The sequence below is a fragment of the Stackebrandtia nassauensis DSM 44728 genome, from assembly GCF_000024545.1.
Taxonomy (GTDB): domain Bacteria; phylum Actinomycetota; class Actinomycetes; order Mycobacteriales; family Micromonosporaceae; genus Stackebrandtia; species Stackebrandtia nassauensis.
Window position 1 is genome coordinate 5,638,623 of record NC_013947.1, and the last position, 24,047, is coordinate 5,662,669.

23 protein-coding genes and 1 pseudogene are annotated in these 24,047 nt (G+C 68.7%); 11 read left to right on the forward strand and 13 right to left on the reverse strand.

Translation table 11 applies throughout. The features are described 5' to 3' along the window. Window positions 1-46 precede the first annotated feature (46 nt). Complete coding sequence (locus SNAS_RS26255; RefSeq protein WP_013020514.1) at window positions 47-1,003, forward strand: ArsR/SmtB family transcription factor; 957 nt, start codon at window positions 47-49, stop codon at window positions 1,001-1,003. A gap of 12 nt (window positions 1,004-1,015) precedes the next feature. Here SNAS_RS26255 and SNAS_RS26260 read toward each other — a convergent pair whose 3' ends face one another. Further along, window positions 1,016-3,124, reverse strand: a complete 2,109-nt coding sequence (locus tag SNAS_RS26260; protein WP_013020515.1) for a catalase — start codon at window positions 3,122-3,124, stop codon at window positions 1,016-1,018. Between the two features lie 129 nt (window positions 3,125-3,253). Here SNAS_RS26260 and SNAS_RS26265 point away from each other — a divergent pair, with 129 nt between their 5' ends. Then, the gene (locus SNAS_RS26265) at window positions 3,254-4,186 is read left to right on the forward strand and encodes a GNAT family N-acetyltransferase (RefSeq protein ID WP_169313923.1); all 933 of its coding nucleotides are present in this window, start codon (window positions 3,254-3,256) and stop codon (window positions 4,184-4,186) included. A gap of 23 nt (window positions 4,187-4,209) precedes the next feature. On the opposite strand, the gene SNAS_RS26270 is transcribed toward SNAS_RS26265, so the two are convergent. Both SNAS_RS26270 and SNAS_RS26275 read right to left on the reverse strand, forming a co-directional pair. Further along, a complete protein-coding gene (locus SNAS_RS26270; protein WP_013020517.1) occupies window positions 4,210-5,175 on the reverse strand; it encodes a hypothetical protein in 966 nt (321 codons plus the stop codon). Window positions 5,176-5,190: 15 nt separating this feature from the next. Further along, window positions 5,191-5,583 (reverse strand): hypothetical protein, encoded by a 393-nt coding sequence (locus SNAS_RS26275; protein ID WP_013020518.1) that lies wholly within the window; start codon window positions 5,581-5,583, stop codon window positions 5,191-5,193. Window positions 5,584-5,737: 154 nt separating this feature from the next. On the opposite strand from SNAS_RS26275, the gene SNAS_RS26280 reads away from it, so the two are divergent. Beyond that, window positions 5,738-6,469, forward strand: coding sequence for a YqjF family protein (locus tag SNAS_RS26280; protein ID WP_013020519.1), 732 nt, complete (start codon window positions 5,738-5,740; stop codon window positions 6,467-6,469). Between the two features lie 130 nt (window positions 6,470-6,599). On the opposite strand, the gene SNAS_RS26285 is transcribed toward SNAS_RS26280, so the two are convergent. From SNAS_RS26285 to SNAS_RS26295, 3 genes are all read right to left on the reverse strand, one after another. Continuing rightward, the gene (locus tag SNAS_RS26285; protein WP_013020520.1) at window positions 6,600-8,201 is read right to left on the reverse strand and encodes an ABC transporter permease; all 1,602 of its coding nucleotides are present in this window, start codon (window positions 8,199-8,201) and stop codon (window positions 6,600-6,602) included. Then, a complete protein-coding gene (locus SNAS_RS26290) occupies window positions 8,198-8,845 on the reverse strand; it encodes a TetR/AcrR family transcriptional regulator (protein WP_013020521.1) in 648 nt (215 codons plus the stop codon). Before SNAS_RS26290 ends, SNAS_RS26285 begins: the two co-directional genes overlap by 4 nt. Before the next feature lie 69 nt (window positions 8,846-8,914). After that, on the reverse strand, window positions 8,915-10,102 hold the full coding sequence (locus SNAS_RS26295) for a cytochrome P450 (protein WP_013020522.1): 1,188 nt from the start codon (window positions 10,100-10,102) through the stop codon (window positions 8,915-8,917). An 89-nt stretch (window positions 10,103-10,191) separates the two neighbouring features. Here SNAS_RS26295 and SNAS_RS26300 point away from each other — a divergent pair, with 89 nt between their 5' ends. After that, window positions 10,192-10,785 (forward strand): TetR/AcrR family transcriptional regulator, encoded by a 594-nt coding sequence (locus SNAS_RS26300; protein ID WP_013020523.1) that lies wholly within the window; start codon window positions 10,192-10,194, stop codon window positions 10,783-10,785. A gap of 64 nt (window positions 10,786-10,849) precedes the next feature. Here SNAS_RS26300 and SNAS_RS26305 read toward each other — a convergent pair whose 3' ends face one another. Beyond that, window positions 10,850-12,022: an FAD-dependent monooxygenase gene (locus SNAS_RS26305; RefSeq protein ID WP_013020524.1), complete on the reverse strand. Its 1,173-nt coding sequence runs from the start codon at window positions 12,020-12,022 to the stop codon at window positions 10,850-10,852. A 91-nt stretch (window positions 12,023-12,113) separates the two neighbouring features. On the opposite strand from SNAS_RS26305, the pseudogene SNAS_RS37825 reads away from it, so the two are divergent. Beyond that, window positions 12,114-12,662 (forward strand): annotated as a pseudogene (locus tag SNAS_RS37825) (TetR/AcrR family transcriptional regulator); the annotation flags it as partial. A 134-nt stretch (window positions 12,663-12,796) separates the two neighbouring features. Next, a complete protein-coding gene (locus tag SNAS_RS37000) occupies window positions 12,797-13,585 on the forward strand; it encodes an alpha/beta fold hydrolase (RefSeq protein WP_013020526.1) in 789 nt (262 codons plus the stop codon). Here SNAS_RS37000 and SNAS_RS26320 read toward each other — a convergent pair. Further along, entirely contained in the window at window positions 13,563-14,876 is a 1,314-nt protein-coding gene (locus tag SNAS_RS26320) for a cytochrome P450 (RefSeq protein WP_013020527.1), read from the reverse strand. The two genes, SNAS_RS37000 and SNAS_RS26320, sit on opposite strands and share 23 nt — an antisense overlap. A 143-nt stretch (window positions 14,877-15,019) precedes the next feature. On the opposite strand from SNAS_RS26320, the gene SNAS_RS26325 reads away from it, so the two are divergent. The 5 genes from SNAS_RS26325 to SNAS_RS26345 all read left to right on the forward strand — a co-directional run bounded on the left by SNAS_RS26325 (window position 15,020) and on the right by SNAS_RS26345 (window position 18,438). Further along, the gene (locus SNAS_RS26325) at window positions 15,020-15,493 is read left to right on the forward strand and encodes a hypothetical protein (RefSeq protein WP_013020528.1); all 474 of its coding nucleotides are present in this window, start codon (window positions 15,020-15,022) and stop codon (window positions 15,491-15,493) included. A 78-nt stretch (window positions 15,494-15,571) separates the two neighbouring features. Then, the gene (locus tag SNAS_RS26330; protein WP_013020529.1) at window positions 15,572-16,477 is read left to right on the forward strand and encodes a YihY/virulence factor BrkB family protein; all 906 of its coding nucleotides are present in this window, start codon (window positions 15,572-15,574) and stop codon (window positions 16,475-16,477) included. An 80-nt stretch (window positions 16,478-16,557) separates the two neighbouring features. Then, window positions 16,558-17,001 carry a MarR family winged helix-turn-helix transcriptional regulator gene (locus SNAS_RS26335; protein WP_013020530.1) on the forward strand — a complete coding sequence of 148 codons (444 nt, stop codon included), beginning with the start codon at window positions 16,558-16,560 and terminating at the stop codon, window positions 16,999-17,001. Window positions 17,002-17,005: 4 nt separating this feature from the next. Further along, window positions 17,006-17,434: an organic hydroperoxide resistance protein gene (locus tag SNAS_RS26340; protein WP_013020531.1), complete on the forward strand. Its 429-nt coding sequence runs from the start codon at window positions 17,006-17,008 to the stop codon at window positions 17,432-17,434. Beyond that, the gene (locus SNAS_RS26345) at window positions 17,431-18,438 is read left to right on the forward strand and encodes an NADP-dependent oxidoreductase (protein ID WP_013020532.1); all 1,008 of its coding nucleotides are present in this window, start codon (window positions 17,431-17,433) and stop codon (window positions 18,436-18,438) included. The genes SNAS_RS26340 and SNAS_RS26345 overlap by 4 nt, the downstream gene beginning before the upstream one ends. 70 nt (window positions 18,439-18,508) lie before the next feature. Here the strand turns inward: SNAS_RS26345 and SNAS_RS26350 are convergent, their stop codons facing one another. The 5 genes from SNAS_RS26350 to SNAS_RS26370 form a co-directional block, all read right to left on the reverse strand. Then, window positions 18,509-19,462, reverse strand: a complete 954-nt coding sequence (locus SNAS_RS26350) for an extracellular catalytic domain type 2 short-chain-length polyhydroxyalkanoate depolymerase (RefSeq protein WP_013020533.1) — start codon at window positions 19,460-19,462, stop codon at window positions 18,509-18,511. Further along, window positions 19,459-20,781, reverse strand: a complete 1,323-nt coding sequence (locus SNAS_RS26355) for an MFS transporter (RefSeq protein ID WP_013020534.1) — start codon at window positions 20,779-20,781, stop codon at window positions 19,459-19,461. The genes SNAS_RS26350 and SNAS_RS26355 overlap by 4 nt, the downstream gene beginning before the upstream one ends. 80 nt (window positions 20,782-20,861) lie before the next feature. Next, window positions 20,862-22,745, reverse strand: a complete 1,884-nt coding sequence (locus SNAS_RS26360; RefSeq protein WP_013020535.1) for a helix-turn-helix domain-containing protein — start codon at window positions 22,743-22,745, stop codon at window positions 20,862-20,864. A 25-nt stretch (window positions 22,746-22,770) separates the two neighbouring features. Continuing rightward, window positions 22,771-23,541: a 3-hydroxybutyrate dehydrogenase gene (locus SNAS_RS26365; RefSeq protein ID WP_013020536.1), complete on the reverse strand. Its 771-nt coding sequence runs from the start codon at window positions 23,539-23,541 to the stop codon at window positions 22,771-22,773. Window positions 23,542-23,617: 76 nt separating this feature from the next. Beyond that, window positions 23,618-23,995, reverse strand: a complete 378-nt coding sequence (locus SNAS_RS26370) for a nuclear transport factor 2 family protein (protein WP_013020537.1) — start codon at window positions 23,993-23,995, stop codon at window positions 23,618-23,620. Between the last annotated feature and the right edge of the window lie 52 nt (window positions 23,996-24,047).

Here is a 24,047-nt window from a genome sequence, read left to right on the forward strand (position 1 = left end):
CCGCGACCCGCCATGGCAATGGATTCGACTAGGTTCGAATCCAGCCATGCACAGTTTCGAATTCAGCGCCGACGATCTCGCCCGCACCCGCTATGCCGTGTCTCCGGTCCATGAGCTGGTGTGGAGCACCGTGACGCTGCGCAAACCCCGCAAGGCCGCGCTGCACGCCCCGTGGCGCGAGGCCGTGTTGGCGAAGCTCGATCCGCGGCGGTTCGAGCTGCTGTTCGCGCTCACCAGCGGCAGGACCTATCTGCCCGACTTCCTCCATCCCGCTCCGACCCGGCAGCGGCCGGGGCTGCGCGACCAGTTGTCCACCGTGGCCGCAACCGACGAGGCGCTTGCCGTGGCACAGGTTCGCCGGATCGCCACCGAGCCCGCGCCGCCGTTGCGGGAGTTCCTGGCTCGGCCCCGTGCGGGCCTGGATCGCTTGGTGGACATGATGGACGACTACTTCACCGCCGCACTGGCACCGCACTGGCCCCGGATTCGCGGTATCGCCGAGGCCGATATCGCCCACCGCGCGAACCTGACCTCGGCGCACGGAGCCGCCGCCACGATCAACGATCTGCATTCCCGGTTGAGCTGGAACGGCACCATTCTCGATATCCACATCGGAAGCTCTGACGAACCGGTGCGGAACATTCGCGACGCCGTTCTCGTCCCGTGCTGTTTCGCCTGGCCGACGGTACATCCCTCCACTGCGGCCGACCCGGACATCACGATCGCCTACCCGCCGCGAGGTGTCGGCCGACTGTGGCAGTCCAGCACTGCCCGACGGACCGACGCCACGGCGGATCTGTTGGGCACCACCAGGACCGCGGTACTGCGACTGCTGGAAGCCGCCCACACCACCGGCGAGGTCGCCCAGGCGCTCGGCCTCTCCGCCGCCACCGCCTCCCACCACCTGGTGGTGCTGCGCAACGCGGGGCTCGCCGCCGCCGACCGCGACGGCCGGGCCGTCCGCTACTCCCGCACTCCGCTCGGCGACACCCTGACGGGTTGACCGCGAGCGCGGTTACGCGGGCACCGTGTCGGTGTTGCGTTCCCAGACGCGGTGCGCGGCCAGCTGCGCGGCGAACGCCTCGGTGAAGCGATCCGGCAGTTCGTCCCGGGCCGCCGTCGTGGTCACCACTCCCAGGTGGACGGTGACCTCCGTGGTGGCGGCGAGTTCGGCGTTGACCCCGGCGGCCCGCAGCATGTCGAGCCCGGATCCGAAGCAGGCTATGGGTTTGGCGTGCTTGTAGGCCTCGGCGACGAAGTGCAGCGCGTAACCGTCCACCGACAGGGTCGCGACACTCTCGGAACCGCAGGGAACCGCGACGCCGTCGTACAGCACCGACGCCATCGTGTTGATGGCCCGGTCGACGGCGATCTCACCGCCGCCCGCGGCGCGGACGCTGCCAGCGGTGGGAGCCAGTTTCTCGGGTATGAGGCCCTGCGCCCGCAGGCTCGCGACCAGTCGCTCGGTGCCGTCGCCGTCCACGCCGTCGGCCACCAGTATCGCGACCTTGCGGGTGGCGGGCTGGTCCAGGCGGGTGTTCAACTGCGACAACGCCGCCGAGGAGCGGCCGTGGTTGGCGGTGGTCTCCTTGGCCGGTGGTTCGACCCCGACGCCTTCGGCGACCCGCCGCGCCAGCGAATGGTCCACATGGTTCAGTTCCTCGACGACGCGGGCGCGGATGTCGGTGTCCTCGACCTTGCCCAGTTCGAAGCGGAACGCGGCGACGAGGTGTTCGGCCTCCACCTCGGACATGCTGTTCCAGAACAGCGTGGCCTGGCTGTAGAAGTCCTTGAAGCTGTCGCTGCGCTCGCGGATCTTGTGGCCCTCGATCTTCTCGGCGTAGTGGCTGAAGGCCCCGCTGTCGGCCAGGACCGGGCAGCCGCCGCTGAGGGTGTTCTTGGTGTACGAGGTCCGGGACGTGTGGATCCGGTGCTGCCCGTAGCCGTCGCGCTGGTCGTTGTGGACCTCGGCCACCGGCCGGTTGACCGGCAGCTGCGCGAAGTTGGGTCCGCCCAGCCGGATCAGCTGGGTGTCCAGATAGGAGAAATTGCGGGCCTGCAACAGCGGGTCGTTGCTGAAGTCGATGCCCGGCACCAGGTTCGCGGTGTGGAAGGCGACCTGTTCGGTCTCGGCGAAGAAGTTGTCCGGGTTGCGGTCCAGGACCATCCGGCCCACCGGACGCACCGGGACCCGCTCCTCCGGGATGAGTTTGGTCGCGTCGAGCAGATCGAAGTCGAACTCGGACTCGTCGGCCTCGTCAACGAGCTGCACCCCCAGTTCCCATTCGGGGAACTCACCGGCTTCGATGCTGTCCCACAGGTCGCGGCGGTTGAAGTCGGGGTCCTTGCCCGCGATCTTCTGGGCCTCGTCCCACACCAGCGAATGCGTGCCCAGTTTGGGCGTCCAGTGGAACTTCACGAAGGTGCCCCGGCCCTCGGCGTTGACCAGCCGGAAGGTGTGGACGCCGAAGCCCTGCATCATCCGGTAGCTACGCGGCAGCGCCCGGTCCGACATCAGCCACAGGATCATGTGGAGCGTCTCGGGTTGCAGCGACACGAAGTCCCACAGCGTGTCGTGCGCGGAGGCGGCCTGCGGGATCTCGTTGTGGGGCTCGGGTTTCACCGCGTGCACGAAGTCGGGGAACTTGACGCCGTCCTGGATGAAGAACACCGGCATGTTGTTGCCGACCAGGTCGTAGTTGCCCTGCCGGGTGTAGAACTTCGTCGCGAAGCCCCGTACGTCGCGGACGGTGTCGGCTGAGCCGCGCGAACCCGCCACCGTGGAGAACCGGACGAAGACCGGCGTCTGTCGCGCCGGGTCGGTCAGGAACCCGGCGCTGGTGTACTCCGACAGCCAGGAGTCGTAGGGCTTGAAGTGACCGTAGGCTCCGGCGCCGCGCGCGTGCACCACCCGCTCGGGGATGCGTTCGTGGTCGAAGTGGGTGAGTTTCTCGCGGGCGTGGAAGTCCTCCATGATGGTGGGCCCGCGCTCGCCGATGCTCAGGGAGTCGTCGGTGTGGTCGACCTGGACTCCCTGCTGGGTGGTGAGGGTGGCGTCGGTGTCGTCCACCCGGTCCCGCCCCAGCTGCCGGTCTTTCGGATCGTCCGCCTGTTCGTGTGTCATGGCGCCCTCCGTGTCGGTTTCGCTGAACTCCCACTGCCATACCCGGCGAAACGGACAACAAAACGGTGTCTGTCAGCTGGTTCACGGGTGCCGGGCCACAACCGTCCCGGCCGGAGGCGGAAAGGCATGATGAGCAGCGTGAGAATCGGCGACAGGGTGGTGGTGCGGCGCGCGGCCGGGATCATCGACGGCAGGCAGCGCTACACCGACGTCCTGGGCGAGCTGCTCGACGACTCGGGCGGCTACACGGTGCGGCGCGACGACGGCGAGGTCGTGACGATCCCGGCCGCCGAGGTCGCCGCCGCCAAGGCGATCCCGCCCAAGCCCACCCCGTTCTCGGCGATCATCGCCGTGGAACGCGGCTGCGCCGACACCTGGCCCGCCCCCGAGCAGGAGTGGCTGGGCGACTGGCTGCTGCGCGCCGGTTCGGGCTGGACGTACCGGGCGAACTCGGTGCTGCCGCTGGGCGAGCCGGGCCTCGACCTCGACGCCGCGCTGGCGAAGGTGACCGACTGGTACACCGCGCGGGCCCTCGCGCCCGCGTTCGCGGTGCCGGTGCCGTTGTCGCGAAGGCTGGCGACGGCGTTGACGCGGCGCGGCTGGCGCTCCGACGCCCCGGTGGAGGTCATGACCGCCCCGCTGTCGGCGCTGTCGGGCGAGGCCGCCGAGGTCACGGTGACCGACAAACCCGGCGAGGAGTGGTTCGCGATGGCGACCGGCGGCTACGACCGGGTACCGGACGCGGCGCGCGCGATCCTGGGTTCCGGCGACGATCGCGGCTTCGCCGAGATCCGCCGCGACGGACGCCTGATCGCCTGCGGACGCGGCGCGATCAGCGGGGGCCTGGCGGTCCTGTCCCGCATCGAGGTCGACACCTCGGTGCGGCGGCAGGGTCTGGGACGTCAGGTGATGGCGGGTCTGGCCGCCTGGGCCGGTGACCGCGACGCGGACACCGCGTGTGTCCAGGTCGTGTCGACCAATGGCGTGGCCCTGGCGCTGTACGAGAAGCTCGGCTTCACCGTCCACCACCGCTACGTCAACCTGGTTCCGCCGCTGGCGTGACCCCCGCTGATCTGCCGGGGTCCTCAGTCCTTCGTCAGGCCCTCACTGGGTTTGGAGCTGTCCATGATGGTTGGTCTGGGCGCGTAGATCGGGTCGTCCTCGGTCTGGTGCGTGGACTTCGTCATGCGCTCGTAGATCGCCTTCTCGCTGTCGTTGACGGCCTTGATGATGCTGTCCTCGTCCTCGCCGCGTTTCGTCTTGACCTTCTCCAGCGCCTCCTTGACGTTGTCCATGACGCCCTCGGGAGTGTCGGCGCCGAGCGGAACCTCTTCCTGCTCTTCGGGTCCGGCTTCCCCCAGGTTGGACAGCAGCGTCGACAGCCCCGCCGACCCCAACTGCACCGCCGTCTTGCTGGGCAACAGCGGCGTGATCAGGCTCGTGGCCCCGGTGAGGATGGCCAGCAGGATCTTCAGATCCGAGCCCTTGCTGTCGACGATCGCCTCGATGGCCTTCACCCCGTCGTCGAGGGTGCGCTTCGCCTGGCCGCGCGCGTGCACGTAGGTGGCCTTCATCGCGACGGCGTTCTCGTTGAGCACCTTCGCCATCCGGCCGTGGTTGCCGCGCACGTCCTCCAGCGGGGCGAAGTACTTCTCGGCCAGGTTGTCGGCGAAGGCGCCGTCCCACTGCTGGATGGCGTTCTTGGACGTGTCGATGTTGCGCAGCCGGGAGTCGCCGCCGGGCTGGTGGCTCTCGACGCCGAACAGGTCCCGCAGCTTCTCGGTCTTCTCGATGAGCGGGTCGAAGTCGCTGGGCTTCGGTTTGAGGATGTCGTCGATCATCTCCCGCAGCCACGAGATCCGTTCCAGGATCTCCTCGCGGCTGGGGACCCGGTCGAGTTCCGGCCGGTAGGCGTTGGAGCCCGGATAGCCGCCGGACACGGCCGGGGTCTCCGCCTCCGTCCTGACCTTCTCGATGACGGCGTCCTGTAGTTCCTTGACCTTCTTGTTGAGTTCCTCGTCGGTGAACTCGGACATCTTCTCGTCTGCCATGGGATCGCCGATCTCCTAGTCGTTCCACCAGTTGGGGACCTCGACGTCCTTGGGTTTCTCGTCACCGGTCAGTTCGTCGTCGGGGTTGTGGTCGTTGGGGTTCTTGAAGATGGCCTCCAGGTCCCGGGCCGCCTCCGCGTCGACCTCTTTGAACTCCTTGACGGCCTTGTCGATGTAGTGGGCGACGGAGAACAGTGAGCCTTCGGTGAGGAACAGGCACTGCTCGTAGATCTGCCCCAGCGCGGCCCAGCCGGGATGGGCCCGGCCGAACTTATCCTCGTTGGCGACGTTGATCTCGTGGATCACGTTGCAGGCATCTGCGTAGACGGCCTGGACGTTGGGCATGTTGATGTTGGCGACTCGCCATAGGTCGTAGAGGTCTCCGCCGGTGATCTTCGTGTCGTTCACGGCTTGACTCCTTCCGAATAGTTCCGCTTCTGTGGCTCACTCAACCGAATCGATGGCTAAAACGCAAGGATTCAAAAACACTCGGGCACGATTTAAGAAGCAAACAGACTCGGGCATCCCGACGCCCACGGCCGTCTTCTGCGATGCTGACCTGGTGAGTGCGCGAGCCGAACCCGTCACCGCCGAGGCGCCCCGGCCGATCGCCAGGCCGCTGCTCACCCAGTCCTGGCTCGACGTCTCACTGCTGCACTGGGCCGTCGCACCCGCGTCGGTGGCGCGGCTGTTGCCGCCGGGCACCGTGCCCGACACCTTCGACGGCTCGACCTACGTCGGGCTGGTGCCGTTCCGGATGCACCGCACGGCGCTGCTGGGGACTCCCGCGATCCCTTACCTGGGCAGCTTTCCCGAGACGAACGTGCGTCTGTACTCGGTCGACGACAAGGGCAGGCGCGGCGTGGTGTTCCTGGCGATGGACGCTGCCCGGCTGCTGCCCGCCCTCGTCGGACGCGCGAGCCTCGGGTTGCCCTACGCCTGGTCATCGATGCGCCTCGATCGCGACGGCGACACCGTCACCTACACGTGCCGCAGGCGCAGGCCCGGACCCCGGGGTGCCGACAGCCGGATCCGGGTTCGGATCGGCGAACCCGTCGAGGAACCCAGTCCGCTGGAGCATTTCCTCACCGCGCGCTGGGGACTGCACACCGTCCGGTTCGGACGGACGTTGTACCTGCCCAACAGTCACCCGCGTTGGCGGTTGCGTCGGGCGGAGTTGCTGGAGTGCCACGGGGATCCGCTTGCGGCGGCGGGGATCCGCACCCCCATCGCTGCTCCGGTGAGCGTGCTGTTCTCGGCTGGTGTCCCCGCCCGATTCGGGCGGCCGCTGTGAGGCCGCGTTGAGGCCAACGTTGTCGGCGCGGTGCAGTCCAGCGCGGCCTAGCGCAGCTCGACGCGGCCCGCGCGACCCGGCACGGCCCGGCTCGGCTCGGCTCGGGCGCAGCCCAGCCTGGCCGCCCGTCTCAGCCGAAGTCGCGACGGCGCAACGCCAGCAAACCGCCGCCCACGAGCAATGCCGTCAACGCCACCATGATCAGGCCGGGCAACGCGTCGAAGTCCGCCCCTGCCACAGTGTTCGGTACATAGTGGAACGGCTCGAACGGAGTCCCGCCCCACAGTCCGTACAGCGGACCAGCGGCACGTCCCAGCACGAACACCCCGAGCCACAGCAGCCAGGTGATGGCGATCGAGAACCTCGGCAGCAGGCCGTAAACCAGGAAACAGGCCGCACCGACCAGCCAGGCCGCGGGCAGGGTTCCCATGGCCCCGGCGAAGACTCGCCACATATCAGCCCCGAAGTCCCCGACCAGCATGGCGAAGAACCCGCCCAGGACGAGACCCACCACCGCCAGCAGCACCACTGTTCCCAGCCCCGCCACGACCAGTTGCCCCGCCGCCCAGCGCAGTCGGGTGCTGGTGGTCGCCAGCACCGTCTCGGCGCGGCCTGAGTTCTCCTCGACGCACAACCGCTGGACCATGAGCACCGGGAACATCACGATGACGTGGGCGAAGATCAGGATGACCGCCCACAATCCATAGTCGACGACGTCCGCGCCGGGCCTGCCGCCGAAGCCTCGCAACAGCTGGTCGGCCTGGCCGCCCGGCGCCTTCGCCAGCTGATCGGCCAGAGTGCTGACCCCGCCAGCGGCGGCGGCGAACACCGCGACCGCGGCCGTCCACTTGAACAGCAGTCCCCGGTTGAGGCTCCAGGCCAGCGATACCGGTCCGCGCAGCCATGCCGAACCGGCCGGGCCGAGGCGTTCGGGGAGCAGACCGGCGCCCAGGTCACGGCCGCCGTTTAGCCGGTATGCGAGCGCGATCAGTCCGGCGGTCACCGCGACCGGAACCGCGAGCACCCACCAGCGGTCGCTCCAGTACGGCTCGACCCAGTGGCTCCAACCGATCGGCGAAACGTACTTCATCCAGTACTGCCCGGACGCGTCGCCCGCGTACCGCAGGATGTACGCGGCACCCAGGGCGGAAAGCCCAGTGGCGCGCGCCGTGCGGGCGTTGCGGCTGAGCTGGGCGGCCACCGCCGCGACCCCGCCGAAGACTCCGCCCGCCGCGGCGATGGCCGCCGCGTAGGCAAGTGACCCGACCGGATCGAGGCCGATCGCGATCAGAGCCAGCGCCGGGATCAGGCCACCGGCCAGGCTGACGGCCCCGGTCACCAGCAGCGCCGCGGTCAACGGTGCGAACCGGCTCAACACCCCGGAACGCAGCAGCTCCGTGCGTCCGGTGTCCTCGTCGGCCCGCGTGTGCCGGACGACGGCCAACACGGCCGCCAAACCATTGAGGACGTAGAGGAAGCCGCCGCTTCGCCAAGCCGCCATGTAGTCCGGATCGGCGACGACGAACCCGCCGCCCAGGGCACGGAAGAAGCTGTTGTCGTTGATGACGGACACATACTGCGCCAACAACTTCGGCGTCCCCATATTGCGCTCGATATACGAAACCATCACCAGCGCCAACGCCGTCAGCACCAATATCCACCATGGAGCGATTCTGCGTTCACGTCGCAGCGTCAACCGCACCATCAGCCCGGTTCCGGCGATCCCGGTCATCGTTCCTCCTCCCCGGGGCGCGCGGTCTCGTCGAGACGCGCCAAGTGGGCCGCCGCCTCGTCGGGACTGAGCATCGGATGCGAGTACAGGTCGAGCAGCACCCGCACCAGCACGTCGGCCCCCTGTGGACTGAACACGTCCATCCCGAGGTGCCGCGACACGTGCGAGTGCAGGATCCCGATCGACAGCGACATCGCGGTGGACACCGCTGCCCGGGCCTGTCGTGACACGGTCGGCGGATCGGATCGCTTGGCGTCCATCTCCTCCAGCCACTGGCCGCCGAGCTCGACCATCTTGTCGAAGATCGGCTGCGCCCGGCCTTCGGCCAGTGCCCGGGACAGGTACTTCTGGTACGGACCGAACGCGGCGCCCGCGACGGCCACATAGTTGACGCCGTCTGACGCGTCGGCCGCGCGAACCCGGTCGTTGAGTTCGGCCAGTGTCTCGGCCAGGTAGGCGTCGCAGGCGTCGCGCAGCTCTTCCTTGGAGCCGTAGTGATGGCGAAGCAGACCGGACGAGACCCCGGCGATCTCGGCGATGCCGCGGATCGTCGCCCGGTCGAAGCCCTGTTCACCGAAATGTCGCAGCGCCGCGTCCCGGATCCGGGCGCGGGCGGTCAGGTCTCGCGGATCGACGTCGGTCATGGCCGGAAGCTCCGGCCCACAAACACAACTACACACATGTACAACACACTACACGCGTGTGTAGTGACGTCACCAGGTGACCGGCACCGTGACGAGCCCGCCGTCCAACGCCTCCTTCCGGACCTCCAGCGACTCGACGGGCACCGCCAGCCGCAGGCCCGGGAACCGCCGGAACAGCGCCCCGATCGCGGCCCGCAGCTCGATGCGCGCCAGCGCCGCCCCGATGCAGTAGTAGCCGCCGTGCGAGAACGCCAGGTGGGCGTTGCCGGGCCGGGTGATGTCGAAGCGGTCCGGAGCGTCGAAGACCTCGGGGTCGTGGTTGGCGGCGCCCAGGTCCAGCAGCACCAGTTCCCCGGCGCCGATACGCACCCCGGCGACCTCGATGTCCTCGCGCGGGTACCGGAACAGCCCGCCGGAGCCCGAACCCCGGTAGCGCAGGCACTCCTCGACGGCCCCGGCCACCCGGGCCGGGTCCTCGGCCAGCAGCCGACGCTGCTGCGGGTCGGACAGCAGCAGGACCGTCGCGTAGCCGATCTCGGTGACGGTGGTGACGTGCCCGGCGAACAGCAGTGCCGCCGCCAGTCCGGCGACGGTGTCGTCGTCGATACCGTCGATCGCGCACAGTCCGCTGATGACGTCGTCGGCGGGCTGCTTTCGTTTGAGCGCCACCAGTTCGCGCATGTAGGTGAACAGTTCGCCCATGCCGCGCTGCGAGACCTCGGCGTCGACGGTGGAGGCCGCGGCCTCGCTGGCGGCCCGGAACTCGTCCCGGTCGTCGTAGGGCACGCCGAGCAGTTCGCAGATCACCAGCACCGGCAGCGGGTGTGCCAGCGCGGCGTTCAGGTCGGCGGAACCGGGCCGCCGCTCCATGTCGTCCAGCAGTTCCTCCACCAGGGCCTCGACCCGGGGTTCGAGCGCCCGCATCCGTTTGGCGGTGAAGAACGGCGTCAGCAGCCCCCGGAACTGGACGTGGTCGGCGGGTTCGGTGTCGAAGTCGCCGGACGGACGGCCGCCGAACATCGCCGAATCGCTGAGCCGGGCCGCCGAGTCCGGGTCCGGGTGGGAGCGGCCCAGCCGCGCGTCGCCCGCCAGCGCCTTCACCTGCTCGTATCCGGTGACCAGCCAGGCCGGGTCGCCGGTGGCGGTGCGCACCTTGTGCACCGTGCCCTGCTCTCGCAACCGGCGCAGCACCGGCGGCAGCAGCAGCGGGTCGGGCTGCTCGAACGGCAGTCTCGGGGTGTCGACGGCGGTGGTCATGACGCCTCCATAAGTTTACTTTTGCTTGTACATTCTCAAGTAAACATAGCGTTTGTAAACTCAAGCGTCAACAAACGAGAGGCGAGCCGGTGACCGAGGACCAGGCCCCGCCCCGGCGACTGCCGCGGGCCCAACGCCGCGACCAGATCCTGGCCGCGGCCACCAGCGCGTTCGCGCGCACCGGCTTCGCCGACACCAGCCTGGACGACGTCTCCGCGGCGGCCGGGGTCAGCAAGGCGATCCTGTACCGGCACTTCGAGTCCAAGACCGAGCTGTACCGGGCGGTGCTGGACCGGATCTGCGCCAAACTGGACGCCACCGTCGGTACCGACGACCACGACGACGAGTCCATCCCGACCCTGATGCGCGCGGCCGCCACCGACCCCGACGGATTCCGGCTGCTGTTTCGCTACGCGGCCCGCGAGCCCGAGTTCCGCTCCTTCGTCGACACGATGTCCGGCGAATCGACCCGCATCGCGTTGCGGCAGCTGACCGCCGACATCCCCGACCCGCGCTGGGCCGGATGGGCGGCGCAGCTGGCCCCCGTCATCACCATCGAGGCGACGCTGGCCTGGCTGGACGCGGGCCAACCCGATCCCGAGCTCGCGGCCGAGCGCGTCAAGGACCTGATCGCCGCGCTCATCACCACCGCCGCCGCCAGCGGCGAGAACCCGCCCGCCTGAGTCGGCAATATCGCCAGCGCAGCATGACCAGCTGCCACCAGCCCTCCGTCAAGCCGGTCGCTTCTCAGCCGCCGCTTCGTGGTGGCTCCCAGGCGAAGGCCGAGCCCACCGACCGCAGCAACAGCGGCGCGGGCACCGCCGCCGCCATCGCGTCTCGCACCGTCGTGACCGCGCGGTTTCGGTTCTGCACCAACCTGCCCAGCCGCCCCGAGGCCCGCGCCATCGCCTGGGTCCGCGGCCGCCGGACGGCGTCATACTCCCGCAGTCCCGCATCGATGCCCGCGCGATCGATACTCGCCGCCAGGACCACCGCGTCCTCAATGGCCAGACACGCCCCCTGTCCGATGTCGGGAGTCACGGCGTGCGCGGCGTCGCCCAGCAGCACCGCCCGCTCCCGAACGAAGCTCGGCAGCCGCGCCCGCAGGTAGTAGACCGCGTGGCTCAGCATGGTTTCCGGCTCCGTCGCCGACAACAGCGCCGGAATCGGCTCATGCCAGCCCCCGAACCGCTCGGCCACCAGTCCCAGGTTCGGCCGCGGATTCTCGTACTCGGCAACGTTCTCGCAAGCGAACCAGTAGATCTGCCCGTCGTTGATCGCCGCCATCCCGAACCGCGCCCCGCTCCCCCACGACTCCGACAGCACGGCGGGCATCCGCAACGAAGCGGCCCGCTCCGCAGCCACGATGCCGCGCCACACGATGTAGCCCGCGTAATCCGGCCCCGGGTACTCCGGAAACAACCGCTGCCGATTCCGGCTGCTCACCCCGTCGGCGACAACCACAAGGTCCCCGGACACCGACGATTCCCCGTGCGGCGCAACGAATCTCACGGTTCCCGACTCCCCGTCGACATCCACCGCCTCATGCCCCGTGTGCACGGTTCCGACATCGAGTCCGCCCAGGAGCATCCGATGCAGCTCAGCACGGTGCAACGCGTAGAACGACGCACCGTACCGCTCCTCGATCCCCTCGGCGGCGAAGTTCACCAACGTCCGCCCGCTGGCCAGCCGGATCGCCAGCCCCGTCTGCCGCCGACCCCGCCGCCGGAGCTCGTCGGCGAATCCGAGGTACCGCAACGCCTTCACCGCGTTGGGCGCGATGCCCACCCCCGCTCCCACCGGCGCGATCCGCTCCGCTCGCTCGTACACGTCCACGCGCCAGCCCGCGCGCCGCAGTGCCACCGCCGCCGTCAGACCACCGATACCGGCTCCTACGACGATCGCCTTGTGCCCGGTCATGCCGTCTCCAATTCAAACACTTGATTAAAATGATCGTTTGAATCAACCGTTATAGCATGTGCCGACCGCCGTCGACCACCAAGGAGCCGCCGTGACGCCGCCGCGAGACCCCGAGTCCACACGCGACCGACTGGTCGCGGCCGCCACCAGGTTGTTCGGCGAGAACGGCATCGAGGCCACCTCGACGCGGGCCCTGACCGAGGCAGCCGCCGCCAACATCGCCGCGGTCAACTACCACTTCGGCTCCAAGGACGGCCTGCTGCGGGCGGTCATCGACCACTCCATGCGGTCCGTCAACGCCGAACGCGCCCGCCGCCTGGACGAACTCGAAGCGGCACCACGGCCACCCGACGTGGCCGCGCTGGTGCGCGCGTTCATCGAACCGGCCGCCAACCTCACCCGGGCCCACGGCGACCGGGGCCGCGACGTGGCGCGATTCCTCGGCCGGGTGCTCGGCGAGGCCAATCCTCGGACCCGGCAGATCTTCGCCGACCAGGTCGACGCCGTCGAGGGTCGCTACCTGGACGCACTGGGCCGGGCGCTGCCCGGGCGCGACGCCGCCGAGGTCCGGTTCGCGTACACCAGCATGCTGGGACTGCTGAGCGCCTACCAGACCGGCGCCTTCGCCGACGTCGAGTTCCGGACCGGCACCGGCCACGGCGCCGATCGCGAACGGCTCATCGCCTTCGTCACGGCCGGAATCGAAGGTTGCCACATACCCCTAGGGGGTTTATTATCGGAGTCGGACGCCGACCCCGACGAGGAGCACACCCCATGGCGGACAGTCACTTCACCCACGACAACGCGACGATCGCCTACGAGCTCAAGGGTTCCGGTCGGCCGGTCGCCTACTCCCACGGCGTCCCGCTCAGCCGCGCCGCCGTCCGGGGCCTCGACCTGTTCGACTTCGACGCGCTGGCGAAACAGCACCGGCTGCTGACCTACGACCACCGTGGACACGGTCAGTCCACCGGACGCCCCGTCACCGAGGACTACCGCTTCGAGAACTTCGCCGCCGACTTCCTGGCGCTGCTCGACGAGCTCGGCATCGACGAACCGCTGGACTTCACCGGTTCCTCACTGGGCGCCGACACGGTGCTGCGCACCGCGATCACCGCGCCGCACCGGCTGCGCAGACTGGTGCTGATGATCCCGCCGGTGGCCTGGGACGAGGTCGCCGACCAGGCGAAACAGTGGTACTTCGACACCGCCGACATCATCGAGAACAACGGCGCCGCCGCTTGGCGCAAGGAAGCCGCCAACGCCGCCCCGCCGCCGATCTTCGCCGACTACCCGAAGTTCAGGTTCACCCCGGACGTGTCCGACGCGCTGCTGCCGTCCGTCCTGCGTGGAGTCGGTTCCTCGGACCTGCCGGAGCCGGAGGCGATCGCGGGCATCCAGCATCCCGTGCTGATCCTGGCCTGGGACACCGACCCGCTGCACCCGGTGGCCACGGCGGAGAAGCTGCGCGAGCTGCTGCCGCATTCCACACTGCACGTGTCCACCACCGTGGCCGACGTCAAGACCTGGACCGACCGGATCACCGGGTTTCTGGCGGAGTGAGCGCGTCGCGCGGCTTGACCACATTGGTCATGACGAAGCCGCTGCGGATCCGGGACGGGAACCGGTTGGCCGAGTAGCCGAGGTCCTGTGTCGGCACGTGGTAGTCGATCTCGGCCAGCCGCCGCACCGTGCGCGTCAACAGCACCGCGGTGAGATCCTCGCCCGGACAACGGTGTCCGGTCTGCGAGTCACCACCACCGTGCGGGACGAAGTCGTAGGCGTCGGGCGGCGACTCCAGGAACCGGTGCGGGTCGAACGCGTCCGGATCCCGCCAGCGGTCGGGATCGTGGTCGGTGCCGTACAGGTCCAGGATCACCCAGCGTCCGCTGGGGAACTCGTGGCCCCGCCACGAGAAGTCGCGCCGGGCCTTGGCCGCCAGCAGCGGCGCGAACGGGTAGAACCGCCGCACCTCGTCCACGAAGGCCCGCACGGTGTCGTCGTCGCTGGAGGCTAGCCGGTGCCGCCACTGTGGATGCGTGTGGGACGCGTGTGCCGCGAAGCACACGAACCAGGAGACCGCCACCGTCGGCCGCAGCACGTTGATCAGCTCCTCGGCCGCGGTCCGGGTGTCGAGCAGGTGCCCGTCACCGTCGCGGTGGTGGGCGATGACGTGCAGCGCGGTCTTCTCTCCTGGCCGCAACAGCTCGCCGCGCACCGCCTCGATATAGTTTGCCGCCCAACGGTTCGCGCGTCGCCGAGCCAGGCGGCCCCGCAACTGTCCGAACCCGACGGCGCCGAAGTTGTCCACCATCGCGGCCAGATCCCGCAGGTGCGGTTCCAGTTCCCGATCCCGGGTCGGGATGCCCGCCCAGCGGCACACCGCGGTTCCCAGCACCCGCACCGACTCCCGGAACAGCCGTACCTGGCTGCGCCGGGTCCAGTCGGCGATGGCCTCGCGCCACAACCGATCGGTGAGGTCCGCCAGCTCGGCCACCCGCGCCGGGGCGGTGATCCGGTTGAACATCGCCTTGCGGTGCTGGTGCTCGGAGTCGTCGAGGGCGTGCACGGTCCGCTTGCCGAACAGGGTCAGCCGGATCAGGCTCGGCACCGCCCCGGCCCGCTTCAGCTTGTCGTCGTCGTAGAACAGCCGCGCCGCGTCGTGTCCGGCCATGAACACCGTCCGGCTGCCGAACATCCGTCCCTCGAACGCGTCCGCGCCCAGTTCCCGCATCCGGCCGGACAGATAGCCGTATCCGTGCCGCAGCAGGCCGAGCGTCTGGTCACCGCTCACGCGCGGAATGGCGTCGGCGTCCGTCGGCGTGGGATGGACGTGACGAGTGTGGTCAGTCATGGCGAGCCCCCTTGTTGGTCACCGTCTGAAAGTGAGCCGGATCGATCAGGTGGGTATTACCCGTTCACAGCCCCGGACAACCGGCTGCGGAGCGTTTAACACACGCCCCATTGGGTAAACCTCTGCACAAGGAGCGGATATTCATGGCTACTGATATGAAACCCAAGAGCGGCAGCAAGACCACCAAGGCGGACACGAAGTCCACCAAGGCGAAAACCAAGGACGACACCAAGACCGCCAAGGCCAAATCCACTGCCAAGGCGACCAAGAACGACAAGACCAAGCCGGTCAAGACGACCAAGCGCGCCGTCGCCGACGCGAAGCGCCGCGCGAAGGAACGCGCCAAGGTCACCAGCGAGCTGAAGTCCAGCCTCAGCGAGACCGCCCACATCGCGGGGCGGGCCGCCGGAGTACTGGCCGCCGACGTCAAGGCGGGCGCGAGCAAGACCACCGCGACGGTCAAGACGAAGGGCTCCGAGGCCGCCAGCGCCGGAGCCAAGGCAGCGGGCCGCATCCCCAAACCGGTGTGGAGTGCCGCGATAACCATGGCGGCCACCGGCTGCGGAGTACTCATCAAATGGTTGCGCGTACGCAAGGCACGCGCCCGCGAATCGTGATAGATGTGCAGGTGAACGTTTGAGTCACCGTCGTTGAGCGTCACGGAGCCGACCGCAGCGGTCTGAAAGAAGGTGCCCATGTCCGGCATCACCCCTCACTCCGGGACGCTCAAACGCACCATCAAGGAGTTCAACGCCGACAACCTGACCGACGCGGCCGCCGCGCTGACCTACTACGGCGTCCTGTCGATCTTCCCGGGCCTGCTGGTGCTCGCGTCCCTCATGGGCCTGTTCGGCCAGTCGGCCACCACCTCGATGAAAGACGTGACCGCCGTGGCCCCGGGCCCGGTGCGCGACATCCTCACCGACGCGACCACCGGCGTCGCGGCCCAACCCGCCACCGCCGGGGTGATGGCGATCGTCGGTCTGCTGGCAGCGTTGTGGGCGGCCTCGGGCTACATCGGCGCCTTCATGCGCGCCTCCAACGTGGTCTACGACGTCCCCGAAGGACGTCCGATATGGAAGACCCTGCCGCTGCGACTGGCCGTCACGATCTGCGTGGGAGTGCTGCTGGTCGCCAGCGCCCTGATCGTGGTCCTCACCGGCCAACTGGCCGGAACCGTCGGCGAACTGCTCGGCGTGGGCGCCACCGCGGTCACGGTGTGGGACATCGCCAAATGGCCGGTCCTGGTCGTGCTCGTGGCGTTGATCTTCTCGATCCTCTACTGGGCCTCCCCCAACGCCAAGGTCGGCGGCCCGCTGCGCCAGGCGCCCGGCGGCCTCGTCGCCGTCGGCCTGTGGCTGGTCGCCTCGGCCGGGTTCGCCTTCTACGTGGCCAACTTCGCCTCGTACAACAAGACCTACGGCACCCTGGGCGGCATCATCGTCTTCTTCATCTGGCTGTGGGTGTCCAACCTGGCCATCCTGTTCGGCGCCGAACTCAACGCCGAACTCGAACGCGGCCGGGCCATCAAGGCGGGCGTCCCCGAAACCGCCGAGCCCTACGTCGAACTCCGCGACACCCGCTCCGTCCCCACCGACTAACACCCGGTTCTGGGATGAGTCACGTCACTAAAACCCCGATTAAGTTGTGCACAACTTAATCGCCCACTATCGTTTCCAGGGTGAACGACGAACTCAAGCTGCGCGATCAGGTCTGCTTCGCGCTCTACTCGGCCACCAGGGCGATCACCGGCCTGTACCGGCCCCTGCTTGACGAGCTCGGCTTGACCTACCCGCAGTTCCTGGTCCTGCTGGTGCTGTGGGAATCCGAACCGCGCACCGTCTCCGAACTCGGCGCCGCGCTGCGGCTGGACTCCGGCACCCTCTCCCCGCTCGTCAAGCGGCTGGAGACCATGGGCTACCTCGTCCGCCGCCGCGACACCACCGACGAACGCCGCGTCCTGGTCGAACTCACCGACTCCGGCCGCGCCGTCCGCCCGCAAGTCCGCGACGTCCCGCAACAGGTCGCCGAAGCCGCGGGCATCTCCACGGCCGAACTCCTGGCCCTGCGCGACACCCTCACCGCCATCACCGATTCCATCCATTCCGGCAACCGAAAGGCCTGAAACCGTGAGAGTCCTGTACACCGCCAACGCCACCGCGACCGGAGACGGCCGCAACGGCCACGTCGCCACCAGCGACGGTCTCCTCGAAACCAACCTGGCGATCCCCACCGCGATGGGCGGCCCGGGCGGGGCCACCAATCCCGAGCAACTCTTCGCCGCCGGTTACGCGGCCTGCTTCCACAGCGCCCTGCAAACCGTCGCCCGCAAGTCCAAGACCGACCTGGGCACCACCGCCGTATCGGCCGAAGTCGGCATCGGCCCCGTCGACGGCGGCTTCGGCCTCACCGCGGCCCTCACCATCTCGGCCCCCGACCTCGACCCCGAAACCGCCGAACGCCTGGTCGCCCAGGCCCACCAGGTCTGCCCATACAGCAACGCCACCAGGGGAAACATCGACGTGACCCTCACCATCACGAAGGAGACTCCGGCATGACCCACACCGCCACCGAAATCCACCTCGCCCGCCGCCCCGAAGGCTGGCCGGTCCCCGAGGACTTCACCACGGTCACGACCGACCTCCCCGAACCGGGCCCGGGCCAGGTCCTCATCCGCAACCGCTTCATCTCCGTCGACCCCTACATGCGGGGCAAGATGAACGACGTCCCGTCCTACACACCGCCCTACCAGCTCAACACCCCCATGGACGGCGGCGCCATCGGCGTCGTGGAAGCCTCCGGCGCCGAGAACATCGCCGTCGGCCGCACCGTCCTCCACCAGGGCGGCTGGCGCGACCGCGCCCTCCTGGACGCCACCGAAGTCCGCGTGGTCGACGAGGCCCAAGTCTCCAGCCTCTCGGCCTACCTCAACGGCCTGGGCATGACGGGCCTGACCGCCTACACCGGCCTCCTCGACGTCGCCAACTTCAAACCGGGCGACACGGTCTTCGTCTCGGGCGCGGCGGGAGCCGTCGGCCAAATGGTCGGCCAGATCGCCAAACTCAAGGGCGCCAAACGCGTCATCGGCAGCGCGGGCTCGACCGAAAAAGTCACCTACCTGACCGAACGCCTGGGCTTCGACACCGCTTTCAACTACAAGGACGGCCCGGTCTCCGAACAACTCAAAGCCGCGGCACCCGACGGCATCGACGTCTACTTCGACAACGTCGGGGGCGACCACCTGGAAGCCGCCATCAGCTCCATGAACGTCAACGGCCGCATCGCGATCTGCGGCGCCATCTCCCAATACAACGCCACAACACCACCAACCGCACCACGCAACCTGGCCCTCTTCATCGGCAAACGCATCACCATGACCGGCTTCCTGGTCCTGGACCGCTTCGACCGCATGAAGGACTTCATCGCCGACATCGCGCCCCACCTCGCCTCCGGCAAGATCGTCACCGAGGAAACCATCGTCGACGGCATCGACAACACCGTCAACGCCTTCCTGGGCATGCTGCGCGGCGAAAACGTAGGCAAAATGCTCGTCCGCGTCTAGAACGCAAAAGATACGGCGGGGCCCACCCTGGGGAGGGTGGGCCCCGTCGTTTCGTTTGGGTGACAACGGTTCAGGCGGTCACCATGCTCATGATGGCTTGGATTTGTTGGCCTTCGTGGGTGTCATAGTTCGGGTCGTTGCCGTAGCCCCACCAGTTCCAGCAGCCGTTGGGGTTGTCGGTGCTGGGGGTGGCTTGGGGGTAGAGGACGACGGTGTTGTTGGTGTCGGCGTATTCGTTGAGGTAGGCGTTCTCGACGAAGGTGGTGCCGATGGTGGTGGCGCTTTGTTTGCAGCCGTGGAGGGCTACCAGGAGGCGGCAGTCGCCGTTGGTGCATGTGGAGGGTGTGTAGCGGTAGCCGGTGGGGCCCATGCTTATGGTGGCGGCGTTGCCTCCCGGGGCGTGGGGGTTTTGGTCGAATGTGGTGAGGTCGCCCGAGAGTTGGGGGGCGGGGGCGGTGATGGGGCCGAGGAGGTGGGTCAGCATGGCTGATTGGGGGTCGTCGCCGCAGTTGTTGATGTAGGGGGCGGCGGTGGTTTCGCAGGCGTTGGGGCCCAACGGGCTGACCCAGGCGTGTCCGGCCGGGGAGTCGTTGCGGTAGGAGACGTTGGCGCCGAAGTCGGTGTAGAAGGAGGCCAGGTCGTCGTTGACGGATTGCTTGACCGTGGAGTCGTTGCGGCCGTGGTAGATCCAGACGGGGTTGGTGGTGAGGTTGTCGACGGGGTCGATGGTGCCTTCGGCGGCGCGGTCGCGGGCTAGTTGTTGTAGGGCGCCGGGGTCGTTGTCCTGGAGGTCGTTCATGCAGGCCAGTTGGGCGGTGGTGAGGTTGCCCCGGGCGCAGTGGTAGGGACCGGCGCTGAAGATGCCCAGGCCGTCGAAGGTGGACGAGTGGGCCATGTGGAGTTGGTCGGCCATGTAGCCGCCGGAGGAGATGCCGACGACGTAGACGTCTGCGGGGGTCGCGTCGGTGTCAGGGGTTGCGGCGGGGACGAGGGTGGCGGTGAGGGCGAGGACCAGGGGGATCATCGGTGGTCACCTGCTTTCACGGGGCGGGGGCGGTTGCCGAAGTCGAGGTTGCGGCCTCGGGTTTCGCGGGCGACGAGGACCGCGATGGCGGTGATGACGGCGGCGCCCAGGACGTAGATGGAGATGGGGATCGAGGAGTCGTAGCTCTGGAGTAGGAGGGTGGCGATGATCGGGGCCAGGGATCCGGCCACTATGGATGCCAGTTGGTAGCCGATGGAGGCTCCGGAGTAGCGCAGGCGGGTGGCGAACAGTTCGGAGAAGAACGCGGCTTGCGGGCCGTACATCGCGCCGTGGAGGACCAGGCCGATGGTGACCGCCAGGACGGTGGGCCAGAAGGCGCGGGTGTCGAGGAGGGCGAAGAAGGCGAAGGACCAGACGCCTACGCCGATGGCGCCCAGGAGGTAGACGGGGCGGCGGCCCAGGCGGTCGGACAGCGCTCCCCATAGGGGGATGGTGACGAAGTGGATGACGGAGCCGATGAGGACCGCGTTGAGGGCCAGTCCTTTGGGGAGTTTGAGGTGTTCGGTGACGTAGACCAGGACGAAGGCCGTGATGACGTAGTAGGAGACGTTCTCGGCGATGCGGGCGCCCATGGCGATGAGGACGTCGCGCCAGTGTTCGCGCAGGACGCCGAGGATCGGGAGGCGTTCGGGGTTGTCGGCGACTTGTTGGAACAGTGGGGATTCGCTGATGGACAGTCGGATCCACAGGCCGACGATGACGAGCACTCCGGACAGGAGGAAGGGGATGCGCCAGCCCCAGGCCAGGAAGGCCTCGTCGGATTGGAAGGCGGCGAGCAGGGCCAGGACAGCGGTGGCCAGCAGGTTTCCGCCCGGGGCTCCGGCTTGCGGCCAGGAGGCCCAGAAGCCGCGGCGGTTCTCGTCGCCGTGTTCGGAGACCAGGAGGACGGCGCCGCCCCATTCGCCGCCGAGGGCGAAGCCCTGGACGAGGCGCAGGACGGTGAGCAGGATCGGGGCGGCGGCGCCGATGGTGGCGTGGGTTGGCAGGAATCCGATGAGGACTGTGGCGCCACCCATGAGGAGAAGACTGATGACGAGCAGGCGTTTGCGGCCCAGCCGGTCGCCATAGTGGCCGAACACCAGGCCGCCGAGGGGGCGGGCGGCGAAGCCGACGGCGTAGGTGAGGAAGGCCAGCAGGGTGCCGGTGAGCGGGTCGTCGGAGGGGAAGAACAGTTTGTTGAACACCAGCGCGGCGGCAGATCCATAGAGGAAGAAGTCGTACCACTCGATCGTCGTGCCGATCAGGCTCGCACCCACCACACGGGAGAGTGAGCTGCGCTTGTCTGTGGGGGCAGTCATAGATCGAATGCTATGGATGTCACGGCGGGCTTCCTATGTGATGCGGCGACATAATCCCGGGTGGTGGGATGACCTCGCGGTCACGTGTCGTGGTGGAGTCGGTACAGCTTGAGGGCGAGGCGGAGTTCGAGTTCGTTGTCGGGGTGCTGCCAGTCCTCGCCGAGGAGGCGCCCGATCCGTTCCAGCCGTTGGGCGACGGTGTTGGCGTGGACGTGCAGCGCGTCGGCGGCCTTGGAGGGGCTCTTGCCCGCCGCGTAGTAGGCCTCCAGTGTGGTGGCCAGTTCGGTGCCGCGCCTGGAGTCGTAGCCGATGACCGGTCCCAGGGCGCTGGTGAGGAAGGGTTGGACGTCCTGGCCGCCGCCCAGCAGTAGTCCGACGAATCCGAGTTCGCCGGAGCTGGCGCCGTCGCCTTCGCGGCCCAGGGCGGTGAGGGCTTCGGCGCAGCGGCGGGCTTCGCGGTGGGCGGTTTGGGCTCCGGTGGGTAGGTGGATCGGTCCGGCGGCGCCGACGGTGGCGGGGGTGCCGAGGGCTTGGCCCAGTTCGCGGGCGGCCTTGCGGGCCGCCTCGCCGGGGTGGTCGCCGGGGAGCAGCAGCAGGACTTCGTCGTGGTAGGCGGTGCTCAGGCCGTGGGCGGCGCGGGCCAGTCCGGCGGCCCAGAAGGTGGCGCGTTCGCGGCTTCTGTTGTGGGGTACGGACAGCAGGACGTGTGGGGTGCGCAGGTCGACGCCGAGCAGGCGGGCGCGGCTGTCGAGGGTGTCGGTGTCGCCGATGCGTCCGCTCACCAGGTCGTCGAGCAGTTCGCCGCGGACCCGGGCCTCGGCTTCGGTGGCGCTGCGGCGGAACAGCGACAGCAGCGCGGTGACGACGGCGGCGCGTTCGACGATGCGTTCGTCGGCGTCGGACAGTTCGGTGTCGGTGCGCAGGAACAGGGTTCCGAAGGTCTCCTTGCCCGCCGCGATGGCCGCCATCCAGACGGGGCCGCGGCGGGTGACCCGGCCGCGGGCTCGGTTCGCGACCACGGCCGGTTCGCCGTCTCCGTCGGACAGTTCGGCGAGGATCGCGTCGCCGGACGGGGTGCCGACCTCGGCGAGGCGCTGGCCGTCGGTGTCCAGCACCAGGACCGCGCCGCCGAGGATGTCTGTGACGACGGCGGCCACGTCCTGTACTCCTCCCCCGCGCACCACGATGTCGGTCATGCGGTCGTGGGCCCGGCCCGCGCGTTCGACGGCGGCGTTGCGTTCCCGGGCGATCTCGCTGGCGGCGCTGAGTTCCTCGAGGGCCGCGCGGGTCTCGTGCAGCAGTCGGGTGTTGTCGATGGCGACGGCGGCGTGGGCGGCCAGCGAGCACAGCAGCGCCACTTCCTCCTGTCCGAAGGAGCGTTCGGAGCGGTCGGCGGCGAACAGGACGCCGATGACCCGGTCGCCGAGTTTCAGTGGCACGCCGAGGATGCCGACCAGGCCCTCGTCGCCGACGGCCGAGTCGATCCATTCGGTGTGCCGGAACCGGGCGTCGGCCTGGTACGTGGCGCTGGCGTAGGGGGAGGCGGTCTGCGCGACCAGGCCGCCCAGACCCGCGCCCAACGGCAGTCGCAGCGACTGGAACGCGGGCGAGATGGAGCCGTCGGTGACGCGCATGTAGGTGTCGCCGCGTTCGTCGTCGATCAGGGTCATGTACGAGGTGTCGGTGCCCAGCAGCTGCCGGGCCCGGCGCACGATCGCCTGCAGGACGGCGTCGAGGTCGCGCAGTCCGGCCAGGTCCCCGGCGGTGTCGAACAGCGCCGACAGTTCGGCTTCGCGGCGGGCGCGGCGGGCCAGCAGGGCGCGCACCCGCAGCGCCGCGAGCTTGGCCTCTTCGAGCTCGGCCAGTTCCTCGGCGCTGGCGCCGCTGGTGCGGGCCTTGGTGATGGGGCCCTCGAATTCGACGGCGGTGGCCTCGCGGGCCAGCAGGTCGAGGTAGATGCGCACGTTCACGTCCCCATTGTCGGCGCGATCAGTGCGATGTCCAGCCGCCGTCGAGGGTGATCGCGGAGCCGGTGACGAAGGCGGCGGCGCCCGAGCACAGGTACAGGGCACTGTCGGCGACCTCTTCGGGTTCGACGAGTCGCTTGATGGCGGTGGGCCGCAACATGATCCGCTCCACGACCTCTGCTTTGGACAGTCCGTGCAGCCGGGCCTGTTCGGCGATCTGCCGCTCCACCAGCGGGGTGCGCACGTACGCGGCCCGCACGCAGTTGGACGTGACGCCGTGTTCGGCGGCTTCGAGCGCGACGACCTTGGAGAGTCCCTCCAGGGCGTGTTTCGCGGCGACGTAGGCGGCCTTGAACGGCGAGGCCCGCACGCCGTGCACCGAGGAGATGTTGACGATCCGGCCCCAGTCGCGTTCGTACATGCCCGGCAGCACCGCCCGGATCAGCCGGAACGGCGTCTCCACCATGAGGCGCTGCAACCGGGCGAAGACCTCGGACGGGAACTCGTGGAGCGGCGCCACATGCTGGGCGCCCGCGTTGTTGACGAGGATGTCAGTGTCCCGCAGCGATACCGGACATTCGTCCACACTGTCCGGATTCGACAGGTCGGCGATCCAGGCGGTACCGCCGACCTCGGCGGCCACCTGTTCGGCGGCCTGGCTGACGTCGGCGACGACGACCTTGGCTCCGGCGGCGGCGAACCGGTGGACGCAGGCCAGGCCGATGCCGCTCGCGCCGCCGGTGATGACGACCGTGCGTCCGGACAGGCCCTCGTCGAATGGAAGCGACGTCATGTCGCCAAGCTACCGACGCCTGAGCCCGGCCACTATGTGGCGGCGGCACATGTTCGGCCGCGATGGCGTGTGATCGTCACCTGGTCGAGGTCACGACGTGCGATTCGCGCATCCGGCCGTCGGGTGTGAACCGCGCGAACAGGAACACGTCCATGACGAGGTCGCGCTTGCGGTTGTTCACGTGCAGCGTGTACCGCGCCGCGAGCTGATCGCCGGTCGCGATCGCCTCGTGCACGTCCATGCGCGCGGTGGGTTTGTTCTTGCGGATCGGACGGGTGTGCGCGATGAGCTTCTCGCGGTCTATCGCGTGCCCGTCGGCGATCTGGACGATGTCGGGAGTGTGGTACCGGTCGATGACGACGGCCGCGTCCTCGTCGGTCTCGATCAGATCGTGGTTGAGGGCGTCGTAGAAGTCGATGAGGAACTGCGCCGGATCGGCGTCGAGGGATGTCACGGTTCTCCGTTCGAGTCATATCTCTTACAGATGTAAGAGATACTGTAGCCCA